22 protein-coding genes are annotated in these 22,096 nt (G+C 68.8%); 7 read left to right on the forward strand and 15 right to left on the reverse strand.

Annotated elements, in window-relative coordinates; all coding sequences use genetic code 11:
• Window positions 1-33: 33 nt before the first annotated feature.
• The gene (gene nusB / locus EV646_RS09255) at window positions 34-444 is read right to left on the reverse strand and encodes a transcription antitermination factor NusB (RefSeq protein ID WP_132145977.1); all 411 of its coding nucleotides are present in this window, start codon (window positions 442-444) and stop codon (window positions 34-36) included.
• 24 nt (window positions 445-468) lie between these two features.
• Window positions 469-1,032, reverse strand: a complete 564-nt coding sequence (gene efp / locus EV646_RS09260) for an elongation factor P (protein ID WP_132145979.1) — start codon at window positions 1,030-1,032, stop codon at window positions 469-471.
• Between the two features lie 109 nt (window positions 1,033-1,141).
• Between efp and EV646_RS09265 the strand changes: the two genes are divergently transcribed.
• Window positions 1,142-1,882, forward strand: coding sequence for a hypothetical protein (locus tag EV646_RS09265; RefSeq protein WP_132145981.1), 741 nt, complete (start codon window positions 1,142-1,144; stop codon window positions 1,880-1,882).
• On the opposite strand, the gene fxlM is transcribed toward EV646_RS09265, so the two are convergent.
• Together fxlM and EV646_RS09275 are read right to left on the reverse strand one after the other, a co-directional pair.
• Complete coding sequence (gene fxlM / locus EV646_RS09270) at window positions 1,845-3,032, reverse strand: methyltransferase, FxLD system (protein ID WP_132145983.1); 1,188 nt, start codon at window positions 3,030-3,032, stop codon at window positions 1,845-1,847. The two genes, EV646_RS09265 and fxlM, sit on opposite strands and share 38 nt — an antisense overlap.
• Window positions 3,033-3,036: 4 nt before the next feature.
• Window positions 3,037-3,534 carry a MarR family winged helix-turn-helix transcriptional regulator gene (locus EV646_RS09275; protein WP_132145985.1) on the reverse strand — a complete coding sequence of 166 codons (498 nt, stop codon included), beginning with the start codon at window positions 3,532-3,534 and terminating at the stop codon, window positions 3,037-3,039.
• Window positions 3,535-3,606: 72 nt separating this feature from the next.
• On the opposite strand from EV646_RS09275, the gene EV646_RS09280 reads away from it, so the two are divergent.
• The 4 genes from EV646_RS09280 to EV646_RS09290 all read left to right on the forward strand — a co-directional run bounded on the left by EV646_RS09280 (window position 3,607) and on the right by EV646_RS09290 (window position 6,429).
• Window positions 3,607-4,524 carry an EamA family transporter gene (locus EV646_RS09280; protein ID WP_132145987.1) on the forward strand — a complete coding sequence of 306 codons (918 nt, stop codon included), beginning with the start codon at window positions 3,607-3,609 and terminating at the stop codon, window positions 4,522-4,524.
• A 1-nt stretch (window position 4,525) separates the two neighbouring features.
• On the forward strand, window positions 4,526-4,855 hold the full coding sequence (locus tag EV646_RS39700; RefSeq protein WP_206752037.1) for an NAD(P)-dependent oxidoreductase: 330 nt from the start codon (window positions 4,526-4,528) through the stop codon (window positions 4,853-4,855).
• Entirely contained in the window at window positions 4,852-5,034 is a 183-nt protein-coding gene (locus EV646_RS39705; protein WP_206752038.1) for an NAD(P)-dependent oxidoreductase, read from the forward strand. Before EV646_RS39700 ends, EV646_RS39705 begins: the two co-directional genes overlap by 4 nt.
• Window positions 5,035-5,181: 147 nt before the next feature.
• Window positions 5,182-6,429 carry a COG1470 family protein gene (locus tag EV646_RS09290; RefSeq protein ID WP_132145989.1) on the forward strand — a complete coding sequence of 416 codons (1,248 nt, stop codon included), beginning with the start codon at window positions 5,182-5,184 and terminating at the stop codon, window positions 6,427-6,429.
• 42 nt (window positions 6,430-6,471) lie between these two features.
• Here EV646_RS09290 and EV646_RS09295 read toward each other — a convergent pair whose 3' ends face one another.
• Genes EV646_RS09295 through EV646_RS38800 form a run of 7 tightly spaced genes read right to left on the reverse strand, consistent with a single transcriptional unit; the run spans window position 6,472 to window position 13,125 of the window.
• A complete protein-coding gene (locus EV646_RS09295; RefSeq protein WP_132145991.1) occupies window positions 6,472-7,488 on the reverse strand; it encodes a zinc ribbon domain-containing protein in 1,017 nt (338 codons plus the stop codon).
• Window positions 7,472-8,017, reverse strand: coding sequence for a phage tail protein (locus EV646_RS09300; protein ID WP_132145993.1), 546 nt, complete (start codon window positions 8,015-8,017; stop codon window positions 7,472-7,474). The genes EV646_RS09295 and EV646_RS09300 overlap by 17 nt, the downstream gene beginning before the upstream one ends.
• A gap of 4 nt (window positions 8,018-8,021) precedes the next feature.
• A complete protein-coding gene (locus EV646_RS09305) occupies window positions 8,022-9,968 on the reverse strand; it encodes a putative baseplate assembly protein (RefSeq protein WP_132145996.1) in 1,947 nt (648 codons plus the stop codon).
• Window positions 9,965-10,369 carry a GPW/gp25 family protein gene (locus tag EV646_RS09310; protein WP_132145998.1) on the reverse strand — a complete coding sequence of 135 codons (405 nt, stop codon included), beginning with the start codon at window positions 10,367-10,369 and terminating at the stop codon, window positions 9,965-9,967. The genes EV646_RS09305 and EV646_RS09310 overlap by 4 nt, the downstream gene beginning before the upstream one ends.
• A gap of 1 nt (window position 10,370) precedes the next feature.
• Window positions 10,371-10,646 carry a PAAR domain-containing protein gene (locus EV646_RS09315; RefSeq protein WP_132146000.1) on the reverse strand — a complete coding sequence of 92 codons (276 nt, stop codon included), beginning with the start codon at window positions 10,644-10,646 and terminating at the stop codon, window positions 10,371-10,373.
• 9 nt (window positions 10,647-10,655) lie between these two features.
• Entirely contained in the window at window positions 10,656-12,419 is a 1,764-nt protein-coding gene (locus EV646_RS09320) for a VgrG-related protein (protein WP_158290920.1), read from the reverse strand.
• 1 nt (window position 12,420) lies between these two features.
• Entirely contained in the window at window positions 12,421-13,125 is a 705-nt protein-coding gene (locus EV646_RS38800) for a CIS tube protein (RefSeq protein ID WP_158290921.1), read from the reverse strand.
• Between the two features lie 162 nt (window positions 13,126-13,287).
• On the opposite strand from EV646_RS38800, the gene EV646_RS09325 reads away from it, so the two are divergent.
• On the forward strand, window positions 13,288-16,059 hold the full coding sequence (locus EV646_RS09325) for an ATP-binding protein (protein ID WP_132146005.1): 2,772 nt from the start codon (window positions 13,288-13,290) through the stop codon (window positions 16,057-16,059).
• A gap of 122 nt (window positions 16,060-16,181) precedes the next feature.
• Window positions 16,182-18,335: a DUF222 domain-containing protein gene (locus EV646_RS09330; RefSeq protein ID WP_132146007.1), complete on the forward strand. Its 2,154-nt coding sequence runs from the start codon at window positions 16,182-16,184 to the stop codon at window positions 18,333-18,335.
• Between the two features lie 77 nt (window positions 18,336-18,412).
• Here the strand turns inward: EV646_RS09330 and EV646_RS09335 are convergent, their stop codons facing one another.
• From EV646_RS09335 to EV646_RS09350, 4 genes are all read right to left on the reverse strand, one after another.
• Window positions 18,413-18,850: a phage tail protein gene (locus EV646_RS09335; RefSeq protein ID WP_132146009.1), complete on the reverse strand. Its 438-nt coding sequence runs from the start codon at window positions 18,848-18,850 to the stop codon at window positions 18,413-18,415.
• Between the two features lie 2,176 nt (window positions 18,851-21,026).
• Window positions 21,027-21,245 carry a DUF6760 family protein gene (locus EV646_RS09340; protein ID WP_132146011.1) on the reverse strand — a complete coding sequence of 73 codons (219 nt, stop codon included), beginning with the start codon at window positions 21,243-21,245 and terminating at the stop codon, window positions 21,027-21,029.
• The gene (locus EV646_RS09345) at window positions 21,182-21,631 is read right to left on the reverse strand and encodes a hypothetical protein (RefSeq protein ID WP_132146013.1); all 450 of its coding nucleotides are present in this window, start codon (window positions 21,629-21,631) and stop codon (window positions 21,182-21,184) included. Before EV646_RS09345 ends, EV646_RS09340 begins: the two co-directional genes overlap by 64 nt.
• Window positions 21,631-22,080 (reverse strand): phage tail protein, encoded by a 450-nt coding sequence (locus tag EV646_RS09350; protein WP_132146015.1) that lies wholly within the window; start codon window positions 22,078-22,080, stop codon window positions 21,631-21,633. The genes EV646_RS09345 and EV646_RS09350 overlap by 1 nt, the downstream gene beginning before the upstream one ends.
• Window positions 22,081-22,096: the final 16 nt, after the last annotated feature.

Raw genomic sequence — 22,096 nt, forward strand, 5'->3', positions numbered from 1 at the left:
AGACGGTCACCGGGCCAGAGAGTCACAGCCCGCTCAGATCCCGAGCGTCGGCTTGAGTTGCAGTAACCGCGCCAGCAGGCCGTTCACGAACGCCGGCGACTCGTCGGTGGACAGATCCCGCGCCAGCGTGACCGCCTCGCTCACCGCGACCACATCCGGCACCTGGTCGTCGAACAGCAGCTCGTAGCTTCCGATCCGCAGGATGTTGCGGTCCACCGCGGGCATCCGGTCCAGCGACCAGCCGACCGAGTGCGTCTCCAGCAGCTCGTCGATCACGTCGATGTGCTTCGCGACACCCTCGACCAGCGCCACGGTGAACTCGTTCACCGGCGGATCGTTGTCGGCCACCCGGTCGGCCAGCGTGCCGCCGACCGGCAGACCTCTGACCTCCGACTCGTACAGCACGTCCAACGCGCGCTTGCGGGCCTTGCTACGGGCAGACATGTTCTGTTGTCAGCTTTCCGGTCGTCAGGAGGTGACGCGGCCGAGGTAGTCCCCGGTGCGGGTGTCGACCTTGACCTTCTCGCCGGTGGTCAGGAACAGCGGGACCTGGATGGTGTACCCGGTCTCCAGCTTGGCCGGCTTGGTGCCACCGGTGGACCGGTCGCCCTGCAGACCCGGCTCGGTGTACTCCACCAGCAGCTCGACCGAGGCCGGCAGCTCGACGTACAGCGGGATGTCGTTGTGCACCGCGACGATGGCGTCCTGGTTCTCCAGCAGGAAGTGTGCGGAGTCGCCGACCACGTCGGGCTGGATCTGGAGCTGGTCGTAGGTCGACTTGTCCATGAACACGTACGCCGCGCCGTCGTTGTACAGGTAGGTCATGTCGCGCTTGTCGACGTTCGCCACCTCGACCTTGACGTCGGCGTTGAAGGTCTTGTCGACCACCTTGCCGGAGAGCACGTTCTTCAGCTTGGTCCGGACGACCGCGCCGCCCTTGCCTGGCTTGTGGTGCTGGAACCACACGACGGACCACAGCTGCCCATCCAGGTTGAGCACCATGCCGTTCTTGAGGTCGTTCGTCGTTGCCACGCGGGTATGCCCTTCGAAATCGATCAGCGGTAACACCGGATTGTAGCGGTCACCTGCGGTTTCCTCCGATTCCGGCCGTTCAACCCCCGCGAGCGCTTACGCTGGGGCAATGACCGGATTCATCATCTTCGTGGTGGTCATGGTCGTGGTGGCCCTGATCAACAAGGCCAAGCAGCAGTCACGGTCGGGCGACGCGCGTCAGCGCGCGATCCAGAAGCTCACCCGGGCCGCCAACCAGCCCGGCAATCCTCCAGGCAGCGGGCAGGCCGGCGCCGCCCTCCAGCAGCTCCTCCAAGCGGGCCGGCAGCCCCGGCACCTCGGTGAGCACGCATCACCAGGCCAGCCCAGCCAGGCCGCGTACCCCGCTCCCATGCCGTACATGCCGCCGGGACAGTTCCAGCCACCTCCGGCGACCTGGCTGCCGTCGTACCAGCCGCAGGGTCACCGGCCGCCTCAGAACCAACTGCCCACGCCGAGGCAGGACACCGACACCCGGGTGCGGGAGCTGATGGGCAGCGGCAACGAGGTGGCCGCCATCCGGCTGCTGTGTGACGAGCAGGACATGGGCATCCTCGAGGCGCAGGAGTACGCGCGCGGCCTGGTCGCTCCGCCCGGCAAGACAGCGCAGCCCAAGCCCGCGACACCTCAGGCACCGGTTCCCGTCGAGGACGAGGCCACGAGGTACGTCGGTTCGGCCGCGTTCGCCGAGTCGATCTTCGACCTGGACCGGGAGGAGAACACCTGGGCCAGCGGCTGGGTCGACACGCCGGAGCCCGAGGACCGCTCCGACATCGACGAGCTCTGGCAGACCGTCAGGAACCCGCCGCGCCCGGGTGCCCAGCCCAGCTGACAGTGAAGCAACTGTGCCGGCGAGCGATCCGGAACCCGGCCGGCGCCTCCTCCCCGACCAAGTGCGCCTGGAACTCAGGCCCAGGCCCGTACCGATGATGCGCGTCCCAGATCCGCAGCTGATCGACCAACCTCTCGACCAGATGACCGGCGTCCGGTCCATGACCGTGCACCCCCAGCTCGACGAAGGACTTCCGCCGTCCCGGCCGGGCGGTCACGTAGGCGAGGCTGTCGCAGGTCGCGACCGCGGCAGCGCCCCCTGACGGAGTCGCCTCCGCACCCGTCAGAACGCAGTACCCGGGAAGTGTGCTGGCGAGCCAAAGGGCGAGGTCGGACAGTGGTTCCTCGCGGTTCATCACGACCCCGGACCAGACCCGCAGGCGCGATTGCTCGAGGACGCCGTCGTACGGATGCGCCTCGGCCTCCTGGTCCTCGTCGAAGATCACGCCGACGTCGTCGCCGGCGATCGGGATCAGCCGCTCGTAGTTCGCCCCGGCGCCCTGCATGCAGACGAAACCGCACAGCGTGGCCGACCGGCTCTCCAGGTGATCGCCCACCTTGTCGAACGCGATCGACCGGGTCTGCCCCCGCAGCCGCACCGGTACGACGATCCGGCCGTCAGGCTCGAGCTGCTCGATCCAGGCGGGTGCGATGTCCCATGCCGTCACCGTCACGACGATCCGGTCGTACGGCGCACCGTCCGGCGCCCCGAACTCCCCATCCGCCTGTACGACGCGGACGTCGTCGTACCCGGCCTCCGCCAGCGCCGCGCGGGCTCGATCGGTCACCTCGGGATCGATGTCGACCGTGGTCACTGATCCCTTCGGACCGGCCAGCTCCCGCATCAGCGCCGCGTTGTATCCGCCGGACCCGATCTCCAGCACCCGGTCGCCGGACCGGATCTCGGCCTGCTCGAGCATCAGCGCGACGATGCTCGGCTGCGACACCGAGCTGATCGGCGCCCCGGCCTCGTTCCGCTTCATCAGTACGACGTCATCGGCGTACGCCACCTCGAGCGGAACCCCTGGCACGAACACATGCCGCGGCACGGCCCGGAACGCCATCGCCACCCGCTCGTCCCGAATTGAGCCCTCGGCAATCAAGTGGTGAGTGAGAGCCGCCCGCAACGACCCCGCCGGGCTCCGGTCCATGACCTCAGTCCCTCTTGTCTCCGAGGGATTCGAGCAACGTCCGCAGTGAGTCCGCGAGTTGTTCCCGCTCGGCCTTGGACAGGCCGGCCAGCAGGCTCTGCTCGGTCTCGAGATGGGTCGGCAGTACGGCGTCGATCAGGCGGAGCCCGTCGTCGGTCAGCGTCACCTGAACGCCGCGGCCGTCAGTCTCGCTGGGCGCCCGCGTGACCAGACCGCGCGCCTCCAGCCGGTCCAGCCGCTGGGTGATCGCGCCGGACGTCACCATCGACGAACGCATCAGCCCGGCCGGAGTCAGGCTGTGCTCGGCGTTGCTGCGGCGCAGGGTCGCCAGTACGTCGAACGACGCGGAGTCCAGGTCGTGCCGCGCGAAGTTGCGGCGCAGCTCGGCGTCGACGAGCTGGGCCAGCCGCTTGAGCCGGCCGAGCACCGCCATCGGCGACGCGTCCAGGTCCGGCCGCTGCTCACCCCATTGCTCGAGCACCAGGTCGACGTGATCTGCCATGCGTCCAGCGTAGTTCAGATTGCTTAGCGCTGAGGGATTGAAAGTTGCTTAGCACTGAGATACTTTGTCTTAGTGCTAAGCAATCGAGTCACCTTCCTTCTGATCACCGCGATCACGCCCATGCTCTGGGGAACCACCTACGTGGTGACCACCGAGCTGCTTCCGCCCGGCCGTCCGCTGCTGGCAGCGGTGATCCGGGCGCTGCCCGCCGGGCTGCTTCTCGTCGCGATCACCCGTCGGTGGCCGAGCGGCAGCTGGTGGTGGCGGTCACTTGTGCTCGGCACGCTGAACATCGGCGCGTTCTTCGCGCTGCTCTTCGTGGGGGCGTACCGGCTTCCCGGCGGGGTCGCCGCGACGGTTGGCGCGATCCAGCCGCTGCTCGTCGCCGTACTGTCGACCGCACTGTTGCGTGAGCGGTTGTCGACGCGAACGGTCGTGGCCGCGATCGCTGGCGTGTTCGGGGTCAGCCTGCTCGTCCTGCGTGCCGATGCACGGCTGGACACTCTCGGCGTCGCCGCTGCGCTGGGCGGCGCCGTGGTGATGGCCTTCGGCGTCGTACTGAGCAAGCGCTGGGCCTCACCGGCACCCCTGCTGGCGACAACCGGCTGGCAGCTGGTTGCCGGTGGTGTGGTCCTGCTGCCCGTCGCCTACCTCGTCGAGGGACCACCACCGCAGTCCTTCACCTTCGCCAACCTCGCCGGCTATGCCTACCTGACGATCATTGGCTCGGCGCTGGCCTACGCCCTGTGGTTCCGCGGCCTGCGGAAGCTGTCCCCGACCGACGTCACTTTCCTCGGCCTTCTGAGCCCGGTCGTAGCCACCCTCCTCGGTTGGCTGGTGCTCGACCAACGCCTGACGGCCGCGCAGGTCGTCGGCGGACTGATCGTGCTCACCGCACTACTCACCGCCCAACTCAAGAAGAAGACGCCACGCCCGCCGGCAGTCGCGTCCCGCCTCGCGCCGAGTGCGCCGGTCGCGGGGAGGTGCTGATATGCGCATCCTCGTCTCCGGAGCATCCGGTGCGGTTGGCAGCCGCGTCGTACATGAGGCGCTGTCGCGTGGTCACGAGGTGACTGCCGTCGGCCGGTCGCTAGAGCGCCTGACTGCAGCGCTTCCTCCCTCCTCCACCTTGCGGTCGGGTGACGCCTCGAGCCCGGACGACGTCGCCGCGCTGAGCCAAGGCCATGACGTCGTCATCAGCGCGACCCGGCCGAGACCCGGTCAGGAGGACGAGCTCGTCCAGGCCGCGAAGGGCTTGCTCATCGGGCTGGCGGACACCGGCGTACGGCTCATCCTGGTCGGCGGAGCGGCGAGCTTTTGAGTCCGCCCGCTCTCCTTGAACCAGGGACCCGTACCGGCAACTATCGGCGTGGCAAGGACCATCTGCTGACTGGCGCGGATGGCACGTCGTACATCTCGATGGAGGACTTCGCGGTCGCCCTGGTCGACGAAGCCGAGCGGGCGCGGCACGTGGGTGGTCGATTTACCGTCGCCTACTAGGGCAGTTGGGGTGCCCGATCGGTTGTACGGCGGCTCGGTGTGCTGGGGAGCGCGGGAACCGATTCTTGGAGGGTGTCTACTTCAGCTCGGTTGGATGTTGCAGAACTTGTCGTCGTGCCTGGTGCACCGGCGCAGTGTCGGGTCACGGTGGCGAACCGAGGCTCGGTGGTGGAGGCGTACTCGCTGACTCCCGTCGGGGACCTGGCTGCCTATGCGGTCATCGAGCCGGCGACATTGTCGCTCTACCCGGATGCCGAAGGCACCGCCAGTGTGACGATCACGGTGCCGCAGGAGGCCGTCGTACAGGCTGGTGATGTGCCGTTCGGGGTACTGGTGGAGCCGAAGGAGCATCCGGCCGACACGGCGGTGCCCGAGGCGCTTGTCCATGTGCAGCCGTTCAGCGACCTCACTGCGGAGCTCACGCCGCGTACGTCGCACGGCAGTCGCATAGGCCGTCACACGCTTGCCATCGACAACCGCGGCAACCAGCCGGTGACGGTGGAACTGACGGGCAAGGACCCGGACGCCGTGGTGGAGTTCTGCTTCTCACCCAGCACGATCGAGGTCGCTCCTGGTACGGCGTCCTTCGCCAAGGTAAAGGCACGGCCGCTGGACCGGATCTGGCGTGGTCCGTCGAAGACGCGGCAGTTCAGCATCGCGGTCACCCAGGTGAAGGGGTTCACGGTTACGACCGTCGACGGGATGATGGTGCAGGACCCGATCCTGCCGCCGTGGACTGGGAAGGCGGTCGCGGGAGTACTCGCGGCGTGTGCGCTGCTGGTCGGCCTGTGGTTCGGCGTACTGCGGCCAGCAGTCGAGTCAAGCGCGCAGAACGCCGTCGAGAAGCCGTTGCAGGCGATCGCGCAGAAGGCTGAAGAGGCGAAGACGACGGCCGGCCAGGCGCAGGAGACGGCCAAAACCGCGCAGACGCAAGCCAACAACACCGGCAAGGCGCAGAACAACCAGGCGCAAGAGCAGAACGAGCGCGAAAAGGCGGTCGCTGCCCAAGCAGCCGCTGCCATCGGCCAGCCGTTCTCGCGTCGCTGGCCGCTGACCGCGAAGCCGGGCCAGTCCGACCAGGCGTCGTACACGGTCCCCGACGGGATGATCCTGCGCATCACGGATGTGAACTTCGAGTCCCAGGGCAGCACCGGCTGGCTCGACCTCCGCCGCGACAAGGATTCGCTCGGCGGCGTCGCCCCGCAGTACTTCCGCAACATCCAGGACTACCGCTACATCTCGCCGCTTGCTGTCCTCACCGCAGGCCAGAAGGTCGTCGCCCACCTCGACTGCACCGCCCCCGCCCCCGGCGCCACCACCTGCCAAAACGCCATCATGGTCGGCGGCAACCTCGTCACAGCCCCGAAGCCCACAACCACCCCGAAGCCCAACTGACCCTCCCCAAGCGGAAGCCCGGCCGGATCATCCGGCCGGGCTTCAGTGGTGGGTGAAGAACTCGAGTTCGGCGATGGCGGTGAGGGTGCTGCGGGTGGGGTTGGTGGTTCGGGTGACGGCTATTTGGATGGAGCGGGCGTCGTCGACGGGGAGTTTGAACTTCTGGAATTTCGGGACGTCTTCGACCGGGAAACGACGTACGACGGGAGCGGCGCCGGTGAAGACGGTGATTTCGATTTCGGCGGGGCGGGGTGCAGCGACGAACTTCGGGGTTTGGTCGGAGACGCCTGGCCAGATGCCGACCTCGACCAGCTTGACCGGCTTGCCGAACGACCCGGCCACGAACGGCACCGGCTTCGCGCCGCGGCCTGTCCGGGGCGCACCCCAGAAGGTGTTCTTCGCGCCGTCGAACGCCAGCGCCGCAACCTGCTTCCCGGCCACACCACTCGCCTTCGGATCCACCAGCCGCACCTGCTCCGGGCCGGCGAGCGCGTCCTTCGCTTTGTCGATCCCACGCTCAACCAGCCCGCGCTGCGGTCCAGCCAGTACGCCGCCACCCGCAAGCAGAGCCAGTACGACGCCAACCCGGGTAGCTCCACGGAATCGTCGTCGAGCGTTCCCCGGGCGGATCCGGGTGCCGGCGGCGTAGATCCGTTCCCGGCCGAGCAGCCGACGCCACCAGGCCGTCTTCCGGATCACCTTCGCGTCGGCCAGGCTGAAGCCGCACTTCGCGCAGAACCGCCGGGTTCCCTCGTTCGGCATCCCGCAACCACCGCAGATCCGTGACCCCGTCGGCACGATCACCGGCGACTTCGACCGCCTGGGCATCCGCCGCTTGACCGTCTGCGGCTGCCGCGCTTCCAGCTGCTCAGGCGCCGGCAGCGGCGGACGGGCAGCGCTGACCGCCGCCGGGACCGCCTCGGCTGGGGGCTTCACCACAACCGTCGCCTGCTCGGCCGGCGAGACCTTCTCGCCCTCCCATTCCAGGAAGACGCCGCAGCGGGTGCAGAAGGCGGTGTTGTCCTCGTTCTGTTCTCCACAGTCATTGCACAGGATCATCGCCGACCTCCACGACCTCGATCCGGGCCGGCAGGTTGGCCGGCCGTAGCGCTTCGACGATGCGGCGTACGACCGCCTCGTCGGCCTCCTCCGGAACCCGTACGACGAGCCGCGGCACAGCCTCGCCTGGTGGCGACGACTGTGCTTCAGCGGACCACGCCGTACCGCCGGACTCGAAGATCTCCGTATCGACCCCGCACGCCAGCCGCAGCGTCTCCCGCAACGCGGACGCGGCACCCCGCGACCGATGCAGTTCCACCGCAGCGGCGACGAGCAACCGCTGACGCGAAATCGGGATCCGCGCGTCCGTGAAGGCCCCGACCCATGCCCCGAGCAACGAGACGAAGTCCGAGGGAGCCAGCGCGGGATCCAGGTATGCCGGGAAGTTGTCCAGCGTCGACACCACGGGCGCGAGCGCCTCGTCGAACACCCCAGTCAGCCGTACGGCGAGATCGTCGTCGGCGTACAGCCCCGGCAGGATCGCCAGCAGCGGATGCGGGTTGTGCAGACCATCGACCAGGCCGCGCATCGGACTACCGCCGTACCAGGACCTGGTGCTCGAACGGGAACACCAGCTCCGTCCGGGCCAGGTCGATCCGCTCGACCGGCGACTCGCTACGCGTGCCGAGGACCGGATCCGCGACGTACAGCCGCACGTCCTCGACCGCCTCGACCCCGCGAACCCGTTGCAGGCAAGCGTGAATGTCCCCCGTCTGCACCGCCCGCCCCAACGGCCAGCCGCCCTCCCGCGGCCCACCGGCCAGCGGGTGCAGCAACCGGTAGAGGGCAGCCAACGCAGCCGGCCGCACCCGCTCCGACGACGCATCGGCAGCAGCCTTCAACCGCGCGACCACAGTCACGGCGCGGTAGTACGGCGGCTCGATCAGCAACCGCGCACCGAGCATCCGCCGCGGCTCCAGGTGCTCCGCCAACCGCTGCAACACCTCGTCCGACGGGCGCAACGTAGCGAAGTCCACCTGCGCTTCCGGATCACCGGACAGCCGCGGTACGACGAGCAGCCGTACGAGGTTCGGCTCATCCTCGTTTCCAGGCACGCAGTGGACGCGACCCAACGACGGCGTCGCCTCGCGCGCGAGCAGCTCGTAGTCCTCGGCAGTCACCGCGCGGGACGCCGTACGCAGGGAAAGTGGTCCTCGCACCATCGCATCCGACACCTGCTCGCCATCGACCCCTCCGATCGCGGCGCGGCGATTGTCGACCTCGGAAACAAAGGGCAGCGAGGTCTTCAGGACCCGAAGTGCGTGCGCCGCGACGTTGCCGGCCGCGCCTCCACCGATGCGGTAGCGGTCGAGCCTCAACACCGCGCCCTTCGGCGGTACGGCGCCGTACGACCGCAACGTCCCATCGGGCTGTCGAACGGCGGGGCCGAGGAGCAGTTGGCCGTTCTGCCGGTCGATCCTGAAATGGCGGTCGTGCTCAGCAGAAGCGGCGAAGCTGTCCACCAGGGACCAAACCAACCATCCGTCATCTGTACCTACGCGCAAAACCTCAGGCTCGGCAGAGAGCGCGACCGGGCGACGCTGCAGCTCGAAGCGTTGACCCGCGCTGCCGTCACTTCGGCCGATCTCCTCGAGCAGGACAGGCTCTGCGTGTTCGGCGACCGTCGTACCGCCGATCGTCGAGGCCTCCACCGCGCGCAGCTTGGGGGACTCGCTGTAGAAGGGCTGGTCGGCGTCCGGCTCAACCAGCACGCACCGCAACCACCCAGCACGCTGCTGCGCCAGCACCGACGGCACATGACCGACGGGCACATGCAACACGATGTCGCCAGGCCGGTTGAGACCGCCCGTCCCATCGCGGTCGACCTCGCACGCGACCCAGTCCTCCCCGTTCCACGCTTCCCAGCGCAGCGGCGGATCCAGCGGATCGACACCGATGCCTTCGACCTCACAGTCGATCCGAAGCAGTACGGCGCATGACGGGACGGCCTCGGTCAGACCGACGTACAGGGCATTGCCAGGCGCAGGCGGTTCGGCGAAGCAGTCGAAGCCGACGCGGTCCTGCAGCTCCACGGTCCGGTCCCGAACATTTCCGCCGACGTTGCCCGTGGCAACGTTCTGCAGAGCGCAGGACACAATGGCCAGATCGTCGACCGTGCTGAAGCCGATCGCCTCGTCGTGCTCGGTCCGCAGCGTCGCGACCTCGGTCCCGGCGCGGACGGTGATCGTCTCGGGTTGCGCGGCGGACAGCCAGAAAGTCACATCGGCGCGCGCGGCCGCAGGTGCGAAGAGCTGTACGCCGATCAGGTCGAGGAAGCGCAGGTAGTTCCGCTCCGGCACCCGATTGAGCCGGTACATCAATTGGTCGACCATCGTCGCGAACGCCTCTACCAGCGTGACACCGGGATCGGAGACGTTGTGATCGGTCCACTCCGGGCAGCGCTGCTGGATCATCCGCTTGGCGTCGTCCACGAGCTGCTGGAAGCGGCGGTCGTCGAGGTTCGGCGCTGTCAGAGTCATGCCACGCCTTCCTCGGGGATCAGGTAGAAGGGGAAGACCAGGTTCCGTGGGTTGTTGCTGCCGCGGATCGTGTAGTGCAGGTCGATGTAGAGCGCGCCTTCGTCGGCCTGGTCGAAGTGCACCTGGACGTCGAGCAGCTCGATCCGCGGCTCCCATCGGTCCAGCGCGATCCGGACGTCGGCGATGATCTTGCCGGCCGTGGTCGCGTTCGCGGGCGCGAAGATGTGCTCCTGGATCCCGCAGCCGAACTCCGGCCGCATCGGCCGCTCCCCCGGCGACGTACCGAGGATCAGCCGGATGCTCTCCTCGATCTCCCGGTCGGTCCGGACCAGCGCGATCCGCCCGGTGGCGTCCGTACGCAACGGAAACGCCCAGCCGGCCCCGACGAACTCCGAGCTCACTTCATCCTCCGATCACCACAGTGGGTGCACCCAGCACGATCGGCGCGCCACATGCCGTCAGATCGCCGAGCCGCGCCGCCGGCAGTCCCCCGATCAGTACCGTCATCGATCCAGGCGGCACGACGGCCGACGGCGGGTGCAGCGGGATCGCACAGACATGCGGCGTATCGACCGTCGCGGCCGGCATGCCGCCGATCAGCACAGTCGGCACACCCGGCGGTCCGAGTGCGCCGCCGTGACCAGTGGGATCGCCCACCCGGGCTGCGGGTCCTGGCATGACTCCCCCTCAGTTGATCTTCACGAGTGGGGCCTGGATGGAACACGTCGCCTGTCCGTTCAGATCGACGTTCACGCCCTTGACTTGGACGTCGCCACCACCGCCGTCGAGTGAGATGCCGGTCTTCGCGGTGAGCTCGATATTCTGGCCGCCGGTGATCTTCACCCCGCCACTGCCGGCATCGATGTCGACGCCTTCCTTGGCCTCGACAACGACCTTGCCGTCGCTGTGCACGGTGATCACCGGCGCCTGGGTGCCGTCCATCGCCAGGCTGAGCTTGCCGTCCCCGGTGTGCAGCCAGATGCCGTTCTTCTGCTGGCTTTCCAGCAGTTCGAGCGAGTGGCCGGTGCGGCCGACGAACGCCCGGCGGTTGACCGCTCCGGATCCGCTGTCGACGCTTGGCGTCTGACCGCCGTACGGCTTGTTCCGGGCGCTGTAGAGACCGCCGAGGACGAACGGCGCGCTGATGTCGCCGTGCTCGAAGGCGACCAGCACCTCGTCGTTGACCTCGGGCAGCAGCATCGAACCGCGGTCCGCACCGGCGCCGGCCTGCAGGACCCGGGACCAGGTGGTGCCGAAGTCGTCCCGCATCCACGGCAGCCGGACCTTGACCCGGCCGAGCTTCTGCGGATCATTGACGTCGGTCACGATGCCGGTCGCGATCCCCTGCCTTGCTGTTGAGCCGGAGCTTGCCAGACCGAGCATCGACCGATCCTGCTGACCGGTGACCGCGATGTGCGTCGTGTAGCCGCTGTCGTTGTCGAAGACGTGACGCACCCGGCTGAGCGTGTACTTCCCGTCGAACGGCGCCCCAAGGTTGCTGAGGGCAACAGGCGTGCCCGCGTGCAGGTTCGGGTTACCACGGCAGACTCCTTCGAGTTCGGCGAAGGTCCCCGCGACCCGCTCGGCCAGGGCCTTCGCCGCCGCCTCGGCCGTCGCCTGCGTCCGGTGCGGCACGTGGGTGACCACCCAGGCCGGCGCCCCGAACTTCCCCGCCAGCTCACTTGGCCGTACGCCGATCTGCGCCGTACTGGTCTCCACTGGAACAGTCGCGACGACGGCTCGCTGGTTGCCGTCGTCCCAGCCGCGGACCTCCACGGACGGCACCTGGCCGGCGGCGGTCACGGTGGAGCGGAGTCTGAGCACGTCCGAGCCGAGCTCGAGTGCTTGGGCTTGGGTGCCGTCGGCACCGTTCGGCGCTGTCGACGCCTTGACCGGCTTGGTGAAGCCGAGCTTCCCGTTCTCCACGCCGAGGTGGTAGCCGACGGCATCCGCGAGGGAGCGGAGGAAGTCCCAGTCGGTCTGGTTCGCCTGGCTGACCAGTTGATGCACGGTGCTGGTCGAGTCGATCGTGCCGGTCGGCAGGTTATTGCGCTGGGCAACCTTCTTGACGATGTCGCTGTAGGTCACCTGCTGGTAGGTCTCACTTCGCGTACCCCGCAGCAGCCGGTGCGCGGCGTCGTACCCGCGAACGATCGTGAAGGTGCCGGCGCCGTCGACCTCGACCTCGAGCGCGGTCACCTCGCCGGTCATCAGGTCCTGCGGGGCGGTCTCCTGCAGGGCGTGGGCGATCAGCTTGAGCTTGCTGCCGATAGTGATCTGGGCCTTCGGCAACACCAGCCGGTCGGGGTCGCGGAAGCGCAGGGTGAACATGTCCGGCAGGTGCAGGTTGTCGTCCACCCAGACGCCGGCGACGAGCGCCATCAGGTCCTCGGGGAGCGTCGCACCGTCGACGGCGATGCCGAGGGTGCTGGTGATGTTCGCGTTGGCCATGTCAGCCTGCCAGCAGTTCGTCCGCCGACGGCAGCAGCACGGTCCGGCCTGGAATGAGTCGCTGTGGGTCGTCGATGTTGTTCGCCTCGGCCAGCGGGCGCCACATGGCGGGATCGCCGTACTCGGCATAGGCGACGGCCGCCAGCGTCTCGCCTTCGAGTAGGACGTGAGTACGGCGGGCGGTGAGGCTGCCGGAGGTCGGGTTCTGCTTGGCCGTGAGTGACGGCATCTCCTGCAGATCGACGGTGCAGGTCGCGCGGACCGGCGTACCTTCCGGAGTGAAGAGCGTGTACTTCGCGGTGACGGACGTGATGTAGCTCGGGAAGAAGTCGAGCGCACCCCAGTGGAACACCACCAGCGGCGGAACCGGCTTGTTCTTGCCCATGCTGTGGTCCGTCGGCGCGCAGCACTCGAACAGTGCCTTCACGGCCTTCACCACGCTGTCGTTCATGGTGTCGGTGGCGTCGAAGAACATCTCCAGGCTCAGCTTGCCGGGCTCAGGTCCCTGAAACTCAGGCGGCGCGGCCTTCTTCGACCCGCGAGCCGGTTCGCTGTTCCACTTGGCCGCCTTCTTGACGGTGAGCTCGTTCGGGTTGAACTGGAACGCGATGCTGCCCTTGGACGCCCCGAGGCTGGCACCCGCGCCCTTGTTCGGCATCGCCTCGTGGATCTCCAGATAGGCCTTGGCCAGATTCCCACGCGTCACCGCCTCGCACCGCCCCTCATCACCGGCCGGCTCTCCCGGACCTTGATGTCGAGGCTAGGTACGCCGCCCGCCCCCGGGCAGGTGCACCAGCGCCGCACCGAGGGCCCACACCTCTTCCCGAAAGGGCACTACTATGCGCTGGTACGACGTTCTCGACTGGGGGTGAGAGCGACGGATCATCCGCTCCTCGAACTGCACGTCCTCGGGCCGGCCGAGGTGCTTTTGCCTGCGCCTGGTGCGGAGCCGGCGGGCGGCGCAGTTGTGGCGGTTCGGCAACCGCTGGCTCGGGCGCTGGCGGTGCGGCTGGCGCTGGCGCGGGGTAAGGCTGTTGCCGACGACATCTTGATCCGCGACCTGTGGGGCGACGATGACGCGGCCCGCCCGACCGCCCGGCTCCGCGTGCTCGCCTCCCGGCTGCGCGGTGCCCTCGGCAACCACGCACCCGCCCTCCAGCGGACTCCCGCCGGCTTCAGCCTGCGGGCCATCCCGACCGACTTGGTCGCCGCCGAGCGCGCACTCGCTACGGTCGACGCAGTACGCCGTACTGGCGACCAGGCAAGGGTGTTCGCAACAGCCGCGGCGGGGCTGGAGCTCTGGCGCGGCGAGCCGTTGAGTGACCTCGAAGGCATCCCATTCGTCGCGTCCGAGCAGCAACGACTGCAGTCGCTCCAGCTGGAACTCCAGCTCGCCTGGGGCGAGGCAGGCCTCGTCCTCGGCCGCCAGGTCGACGCGGAGCTGGAACGACTCGCCACCGCGCATCCCCTGCACGAGCGTCTCGTCGGCCTGTCCGCACTCGCGCTGGCCCGAGCCGGCCGCCAGGCGGAAGCGCTCGACCGGCTGCGCGGCCTACGCCACCGCCTCGCCGAGGAGCTCGGCATCGACCCCGCCCCGGAGACAGTCGCGATCGAGGACGATCTACGCGGACTCCACTTGTCGACTCCTCGCGTCCCGTTGCCCACAGCAGCGTCCAACTTCGTCGGTCGCGATCACGAACAGTCGATGCTGCTGCGGGAAATCCACCGGCCCGTGCTCATCACGCTGCTCGGCGGTCCCGGTGTCGGCAAGACGCGACTGGCTCGCGAGGTCGCTGCGCAGGCCGTCGTACAAGGCAGACCGGTGGCGTGGCTGGACCTTGCGCCGTTGCATGCCTCCGACAACCTTGTCGCGGCGCTCGCTGCGGCGGTAGGTGCCGAAAGCAACGGTGACACCGTGGCGCACTCCGCCGAACTGCTCGCTGGCACCCTGCTCGTCGTCGACAACGCCGAACACCTGGTCGACGAGATCGCACCGCTGATCGACAGCCTCCGGTTCAAGGCCGTCGACCTGTCCATTCTGGTCACCTCGCAACGTCCGCTGCGCCTGTCGGACGAGCAGGTGCACCGCCTCGGCCCGCTGCCCGCCGCTGCCGCGACCGCCCTGTTCTGCGACCGCAGCGGCGCCTCGGCTGGCCCAGCGGTCGAGACAATCTGTACTGCGGTCGATCGGCTGCCGCTGGGCATCGAGCTGGCCGCGGGTATGACCCGGACGTTGTCGGTGCAGCAGCTTGCCGACCGCATCGACCATCGCCTCCAGTTGCTGATTCGCGGTCGCCGGGATCCCGGGATTCGGCATGCCAGCCTCCGGGCCGCGCTGGACTGGAGTCACGAGCTGCTCGAGCCCTCCGTGCGTACGGCGCTCCGTCGGCTCTCCGTGTTCGCAGGCGGCTGCACGCTGGAGGCGGCCGAGCAGGTCGTCGCCGGTGATGGCATCCAGGTGGACGAGGTGGCCGAACTGCTCGCCGTACTGGTCGACCGGAGTCTGGTGACGATGGATGACGACGAACGCTTCAGTCTGCTGGAGACGATCCGCGAGTACGGTCGTGGTCAACTCCGCGCGGCTGGTGAGGAGTCCGCCGTACGGGGTCGTCATGCAGCGTGGTGTGTGGGGCTGGCGAAGTTCGGTGAGCAGTACGCGCGGCTGAACCAGCGCTTCTCCCTGCGCGAGCCGGAGGTGGCGCGTCGGCTGCGGATCGAGGAGCCCAACCTCCTTGCGGCAGTCGACTGGTGTCTCGGCGAAGGCAATGATCCTGGCCGGGTCAGCGAGATCGTCGCGCCGCTGTCCTGGCACTGGTACTACCGGGGCATGATGACCCAGGCCCGCGGCTGGCTGCGCTCGTCGCTGGCCACCCTTGCTTCCGGTACGCCGGAGCGAGCCGCTGCGCTGACGGCGCTCGCGGTGCAGACGCGCTTCAGTGGCGGGTACGCCGAGGCGCGCGACATCGGCCTCGAATGCGTGGCGATCTACCGGGCGCTGGGTGACTCTCGTGGCCTTGCCGTTGGGCTGCAGGGGTTGACGCTGACGAGTCTCGCGCTGCAGGACGAGTATGCCGCACTGAACTACGCGCACGAGGCGGAGACGCTGGGTCGATCGATCAACTTCGCCGCTGTCCGCGGCGGCGCGCTCAACTGCGCCGGGCTCGCGCTGCGGCAACTCGGGTACCAACGCGAGGCGCGGCAGATGTTCGAGGAGGCGTACGACGTCTGGTCCGGGAGCCAGGACGACCAGGGCATGGTGATTGCCGGGGGCAACCTCAGCATCGCCGACTTCCAGGCCGGTCAGGTGGAGGCCGCCCGGCGGCGCCAGCTGCACGTCCTGCGGATAGCTCGCTCGATCGGTTACACCGTCGGCATCCTCGACGGCCTCGGCGTACTGGCGTCCATCGAAGCCGCCTCCGGCCGTTACGAACTGGCCGTCCGCCTCCTCACCGTCGCCGAACGCCACCGCGCCGACATCGGCGCCCCTCTCTTCATCCCCGACGAACTAGCCGCCATGGCCACCGCCTGGACGGCAGCCCGTTCGTCCTTGGGCCCAGAAGCCGACCGCATCGCCGACTCCGCCCGCCACCTCCCCCTCAACACCCTCCTCACCGAGCTCCTTCAAGACGCCGCCCACTAGCTTTGGCCCCGTATATCCGTTTCCGCTGGGTCTTTCGGTGTGATGTTTCCCCTTGTGGATAAGGGATTCCAGACACGTCGGCGGTTTGCCAGCTACGGTCCAGGTCCCGTAAGATCGAACACATGTTCGAAGGAGATCTGACCTCGCTGTCGACGGCCGACCTACTCGAGTCCGCCGCCGACCACCGCGCCGCCGCCAACCGGCTCGATGCGCGGCTCCTCGAACACGCCCAGCTCTACGCCGACCGCTTCCACCCCGACAACTGCCCGGTCCGCCCCGGACGGAAGTCGACCGGGGGCCGTGAACGCGCGATCGTGCTCGGCGGCGACGGCTGCCCCGAGATCGCCGAGTTCGCCCCCGCCGAGTTCGCCGTGGTGGTCGGGGTGTCCACCGGCGTCGCGACCCGGTTGATCGGCGAGGCCCTCGCACTGCGGCACCGGTTCCCCTTCACCTGGGCCAAGGTGCAAGCCGGCGAAGCGACCCCATGGAAAGCCCGCCAGATCGCCGCCGCCTGCCTGAAACTGTCCGCAGAGGCCGCCCGCTCCGTCGACAAACGCGTCGCCGGCATCGTCGACACCCTCACCCCGTACCGGCTGGACAAAATCGTCACTGCTGCCCGGTTCCACGCCGACGCCGCAGCCGCACGCGCCGAGGCCGAACAGAAGGCCCGCGAACGCGGCGTCTTCGTCGCCCGCGGCAACGACCACGGCACCACCACCATCTACATCCGCACCTCCACCGGCAACGCCAAACGCTACGACGCCACCATCGCCGGCATCGCCGAGGCCCTGAAGGTCTTCGGCGACACCCGCTCCCTCAACGCCCGCCGCGCGGAGGCGGTCGGCATCATCGCCGACCCCCGCTACACCGAAGAACTCCTCCTCCAAGCCCAACACCACCACCGCACCCACCCCACCCACGCCGAGGACAAGGGCCAGGCCGAGCCCGGCGCTGCCGCGAGCGGCGACGCCCCCGTCACCCTGCCGGAGAAGGGCCTGTCCGCCGCCGCATCCACTCCGACGCCCGCATCCACCAGCTCCGCGCCCCCGGCAACCAACTCCGCCACTCCGGGTGACAGCCCCGCCGAGCCTGGCGCTGCCGCGAGCGGCGACGATCCCACCACCACGCCCGAGGACGTCCCCTCCGCCACCGCATCCACCCCGGCGCCCCCGGCCACCAACCCCACCGCCCCGAACCAAAGCCCCGCCAAGCCCGGTGCTGCCGCGAGCGGCGACGACCCCATCCGCGCACCCGAAGACGGCCCGTTCGCCGCCGCATCCACCCCCGTGCCCCCGGCAACCAACACAGGTTGCGGCGTCAGCGCTGGATCGAGCGGTGAGGATCTGCTGGCCGACTGGGGGAGCCTGTGGTGCGAGCCCGGCCCGTTCGACGAGGCCGACCGCGACGCCCCTCACCCCAGCCAGACTGACCTGCCCGACCCGCTCGACGCACCCTGCCTGATCCTCGAGCCCTGGGACGACCCTGGCGGCGGCCCTACCGATGACACGGGTGAGCCGATGGACCCGGCGGCGTGGCGTGCCCTGCACGCGCGGCTCGCCCAAATCAAGCACGACGCCCACACCACCCCGCGCACACCTCGCGCTGCCGGGCACCGCCCTGGAGGCCCCGGCGCCACGGACCGCAGCCCCATGCCCGCCGACGGCACCCCCATGCCCTCCGGCGGGACACCCATGTCCTCTGATGGGACCGCCGTGTCCTCGAGCGCTCAGGGCGTCGGGGGTCGCGCGGGTGGTGGACGACTGCAGCCGGGAAAGACCGAGATCTACATCCACCTCACCGACCACACCCTCGCCACCGGCACCGGCGTGCTGCGGGTCGAGGGGCTCGGCCCGCACCTGGCCAGTCAGCTCGCCGAGTTGGTCGGGCATGGGCCGTATGTGGTGAAGCCGGTGATCGATCTCAACGAGCCTGCCAGCGTGGATGCCTACGAGATTCCGGACCGGATCCGGGAGCGGGTCAAGCTGATCCACCCCGCCGAACAGTTCCCCTACGGCACCGCGGAGACCACCAACACCACCGACCTGGACCACATCCAGCCCTACGACCCGCTCGGCCCGACCGAGCAGACCGGTACCACCAACCTCGTACCCCTCACCCGGTACCACCACCGGCTCAAAACCCACGGCCGCTGGAAGGTCCGCCGTCTCGACCCCAAGACCCTGGAATGGACGACACCCCACGGCTTCGTCTTCCACGTCGACCCCACCGGGACGCATCGCATCCCCAGGCCACAACGAACGCCCGACCCCACCTGAGTCAACGCGGTCAAAGCCGCCGTCGTCGATCAAGCCGCTCCGCGCCATCCCCCGCACTCAACCTCTGCCGCAACAAGTTAGGCGCCGGTGTCGATGAAGCCGTGGTGGGCGATCTCGATGGTTTCGGTGAGTACGTCGGCGGGGCCTTTGGCGAAGGTGGGGCCGGACCAGCGGACGGGGATGACGTCGATCAGGCCCCAGCGGGCGACGACGGTGCCGTCGCTTGTCATGGCGGTGATCTGGCCGGTGTGACGCTTGACGCCGGCAGCGAGGCTGGAGATCCAGCGGGCTACGCGTTCGGTGTCCTTCGTCAGTGGGCGAGTGAGCTTGATGTTCGGGAACTTCAGGCGGGACGGGATCTGCACGACGTACCCGTTGTTCCCGCCCTCCGACCGCTGCTCCACGACCACCTCGCAGCCGAGCCCCTCGCAGCTGATGAACATGCCGAGGTCGACCTCGTCCACATGCACCATGAACCGCACCCCGACAGCCGGCATCAGGTCAGTCCCACTCATCTCCACCTCACCAGGTCCGGTCCATCAACGTGCCAGTACGGTCGCGTTCGGCCAGCAACTCCGACCGCAACCGCCGAGCAATCGGCTCATACAACCGCCTCGCCAGCCCATCCACGTCCGCCGCCGACATTGCGCTAGCTGTTGGCGCTCCACCGCTGCTGGCTTGCGCACCCGCGCCGGTACCAGCCGCTGTGCTGCTGGCGGCGCTTGCGCTTGCTCCGCTTGAGGCGATGCTCACCACTCCCCCGCCCGTGACACCTGCCGAAGCGTCAGGTGCTGGAATTGCGACGGAGGTGGAGCCCTCGCTCGCGGAGGACGGGGCAGTCACACTCTCGACCATGGTTGTGGCAACCAGCCCGTTGGCCTGCTGTACGGCGGCTTGCGCGGCCGGCTGTCTAGCGACCGCCAACGTCCGGCCAATGTCTCCAACCGCCCCGTCCGCGCTCGTCAGACCGCCGAGCCCGGCAGTCGAGAGGTCGGATAGACCGAGGACGCTGGGGACGCCGAGGGCTGCAAGGGCGGGTGTGCCCCTGGCTGCTGCGGCGGGAAGGCCAGCAGCTGCCAGACCAGGCGCTGCTGGCAGACCGCCGACGCCCGAGAGTGCGGGGGCTGCTGGCACGGCGGAGGCGCCGGGGGTAGCCACGCCGGGTAGACCTGCAAGGGCAGGCAGACCTGCGGGCGCGGCGGATGGGCCGTGGGTGGCGAGGGCGGGCAGTCCTGCGACGGTGGGCAGGCCAGCGGTGCCCAAACCTGCGGTGGGTTGGCCGGAGGCGCCCAAACCTGCGGTGGGGTGGCCGGAGGCGCCCAAACCTGCGGTGGGTTGGCCGGGGGCGCCTAAGCCGGCGCTGGGCAAGCCGCCAGCAGGTGTGCGGGCGCTGGCGCCGGGCGGGGATGCTACGGCGATTCCTCTGTTGGTACGGGAGGTGCGAGATGCGCTGGAGTTGACGGCAGGTGTCGAGGTTGGGCCGGATGGGTCGGTTGGGTGGGGTGGGAGGTAGGTGACTGGCTGGGCCGGGAGTGCTTGGGTGCCTGCCGGTGGCGGGGGTAGGAGCTCGCTGACCTGAGGCGTCAGGGGGCGGGCGCCGAGGAGTGAGACGGTGGATCCGGTCGCGGGAGGTTGGACGATCTCGTTGAAGGCGCCGGCTACCACTGGTGCGGCGTCGAGAATCTCGTTGCTGTGGGCAACGGAATCGCGGTGGGCGTTGGCGAGGTTGAGGTTGGGCAACGCGGTGGTGTGCGAGGTCGCGACAGGCATCCCGGGCAGCGCGGTGGTGTGTTCGGGTGACGGCGTGATAGGCGTCCCGGGCAGCGCTGCCGTGATTGCATCGAGGGCCTGGGTTGGGATTGGGCCGGTGAGGGGGGCGCCGAGGCCGGCCCGGCGGCGGGAGAGACCGGCAGGCGCTCCTGCCGGGGCCGCCGGACCGGCTGATTGCGATGGCGCCTGGACTACCGGGAGGTCTGTCGCGGTCTCGACCGCACTGGCAGCTGTGGTGGCGGCCTGCGCGGTGGAACCAACTGCGGTGGTGCTCAGTGCGTCGCGCAACGTCGGTACGTTGAGTGGGCGACGGGTGTCCGCGGGAGTGGCGGCCGTGACCTGGCTTCGGCCAGGTGCAGCAGCTGTTGCTAGAGGCAACGAGGAACCCGGTGCGGAGCCAAGCACAGGTGCGTTCGTAAGTCCGGGGGATATTGGACCGCGACCCGCTGAAAGCACGTCGGCAAAGGTAGGTTCGGTGCCAAGCGCAGCGATTGCAGCCGCGGAAGCTCCTCCCGCCAGGGAAGGCTCAGTCGCCGAGGAGCTTGCTGAGGCTGAGGATGCAGGCGTGGAAGTCCTGCCGCCGAAGGCGTTGCGGACTGCTTGAAGGACACGATTCACCGGCCCTCCGCGTGGTGGGCCGGCATGTGACGACCCGCCGTCGCCGTCCCCCGAGGCGCTCCCGTCGGTCGTGCTGCCGTCGGCCGCCAAGTCGCCGTACGAGCGGACGTCCATGCGGGCGTCGTGGGACCAGCTTTGAGGGCGGCCGGGGGTGACGATGTTGCGGAGGAGGCCTGTGGGGGCGGTGGGATCGACTTGGTGGGAGAGGTTGCCGGTGAAGGTTGGGGTGCGCCAGGACGGGATCCAGTCGCCGCTGGGTGGGCGGAGAGTTGACGGGGGCGAGTCCAGAGCGAGGCCGGTCATTCAGTCCCCCTCGGTGATGCGGCGGTTGATGTTGGAGATCTCGGCCACGAAGCGCTGGCGGGCAGGGTGTTCGAGGTCGAGGATGTCGTCCAGGCGCCAGTGGAAGTGGTAGGCGACGTACGCGATCTCCTCGTGCAGGCGGCCGGTCGCGTACGTCAGGATTCCCCCAGGCGCCCACCGGCGATGTCGACCGCGAACGCCTGCTCGCAGGACGGGCAAGTGACCGAGGCGCGCGTGTGACCCTCGGAGTTGATCCGCCGGTACAGGTCCTGCAGGAAGGCGACGTCGGAGGCGAACATGTTCTCCACCACCTGTGCGTCGATCCGCGACAGGTCGCCGAGCCGGGTGATCACCCGGGCCAGCAGCACCACGGTCGTGAACGCCGGATTCTCTTGTACGCGCGCGTCGTACAGCGGCAGGAGTTCGTCCCGGGCCGTTGCCAGCCGCATCGTTCCGGCCTTGTGTACGACGCCGTCCGCGTCGACGAAGCCACGCGGCAACTCGAAGTCGAACTCGGTCCGCATGACCGGGGCAGGAGCCTGAACGGACGCCGGCTCGGACGAAGGAGCGTCCGCGACCAGCGCCGTACTGTGCGAGCGACGCATCACGCGTACTCCATCTCGTCCCAGCACACGGTGAACTTCTCGGTCAGTGCCTCGGTCGAGCCGGCCTTCAGCGTGCCGCCGAGTTCGACGTCCTTGATCCAGCAGTTGCGGAAGTTGAGCCGCTTGAGCGGCTGGCCGTCGGAGGTGTAGATGCACACCTCGGCGGTCTTCCGGGCGCCCTTGATGTCGCCCTCCATCACGGACTTCAGCCAGTCGGTCACGGTCTTGGAGTCGGTCAGGCCGCGGGTGATGGTGAACTGGCCCGGCTTGCCCTTGCCCATCACCTGGCGGGCGACGAACTTTCCTTCCCTCGACTGCTCCGAGAAGCTGATCATGTCGACCTCGGCCTTGAGGCCGGACACCTCCATCACGTACGGCACCTCGACCCCGTCGATCGAGACGCTGAACGAGTACGCGGTCGCCATGTCCATGGCGTCGGCGAGGGGCATCGGAATCTCCCTTTCC

This window comes from Kribbella antiqua (genome assembly GCF_004345665.1).
Lineage (GTDB): Bacteria > Actinomycetota > Actinomycetes > Propionibacteriales > Kribbellaceae > Kribbella > Kribbella antiqua.

Excerpts from the sequence above, each read along its gene's own strand:
- EV646_RS09295 (WP_132145991.1), bottom strand. The coding sequence starts at position 7,488 with ATGATCCTGTGCAATGACTGTGGAGAACAGAACGAGGACAACACCGCC.
- EV646_RS09335 (WP_132146009.1), bottom strand. The coding sequence starts at position 18,850 with ATGAGTGGGACTGACCTGATGCCGGCTGTCGGGGTGCGGTTCATGGTG.
- EV646_RS09275 (WP_132145985.1), bottom strand. The coding sequence starts at position 3,534 with ATGGCAGATCACGTCGACCTGGTGCTCGAGCAATGGGGTGAGCAGCGG.
- EV646_RS09330 (WP_132146007.1), top strand. The coding sequence starts at position 16,182 with ATGTTCGAAGGAGATCTGACCTCGCTGTCGACGGCCGACCTACTCGAG.
- nusB (WP_132145977.1), bottom strand. The coding sequence starts at position 444 with ATGTCTGCCCGTAGCAAGGCCCGCAAGCGCGCGTTGGACGTGCTGTAC.
- EV646_RS09300 (WP_132145993.1), bottom strand. The coding sequence starts at position 8,017 with ATGCGCGGCCTGGTCGATGGTCTGCACAACCCGCATCCGCTGCTGGCG.
- EV646_RS09345 (WP_132146013.1), bottom strand. The coding sequence starts at position 21,631 with ATGCGTCGCTCGCACAGTACGGCGCTGGTCGCGGACGCTCCTTCGTCC.
- fxlM (WP_132145983.1), bottom strand. The coding sequence starts at position 3,032 with ATGGACCGGAGCCCGGCGGGGTCGTTGCGGGCGGCTCTCACTCACCAC.
- EV646_RS09320 (WP_158290920.1), bottom strand. The coding sequence starts at position 12,419 with ATGGCCAACGCGAACATCACCAGCACCCTCGGCATCGCCGTCGACGGT.
- EV646_RS39700 (WP_206752037.1), top strand. The coding sequence starts at position 4,526 with ATGCGCATCCTCGTCTCCGGAGCATCCGGTGCGGTTGGCAGCCGCGTC.
- EV646_RS09315 (WP_132146000.1), bottom strand. The coding sequence starts at position 10,646 with ATGCCAGGACCCGCAGCCCGGGTGGGCGATCCCACTGGTCACGGCGGC.
- EV646_RS09350 (WP_132146015.1), bottom strand. The coding sequence starts at position 22,080 with ATGCCCCTCGCCGACGCCATGGACATGGCGACCGCGTACTCGTTCAGC.
- EV646_RS09305 (WP_132145996.1), bottom strand. The coding sequence starts at position 9,968 with ATGACTCTGACAGCGCCGAACCTCGACGACCGCCGCTTCCAGCAGCTC.
- EV646_RS09265 (WP_132145981.1), top strand. The coding sequence starts at position 1,142 with ATGACCGGATTCATCATCTTCGTGGTGGTCATGGTCGTGGTGGCCCTG.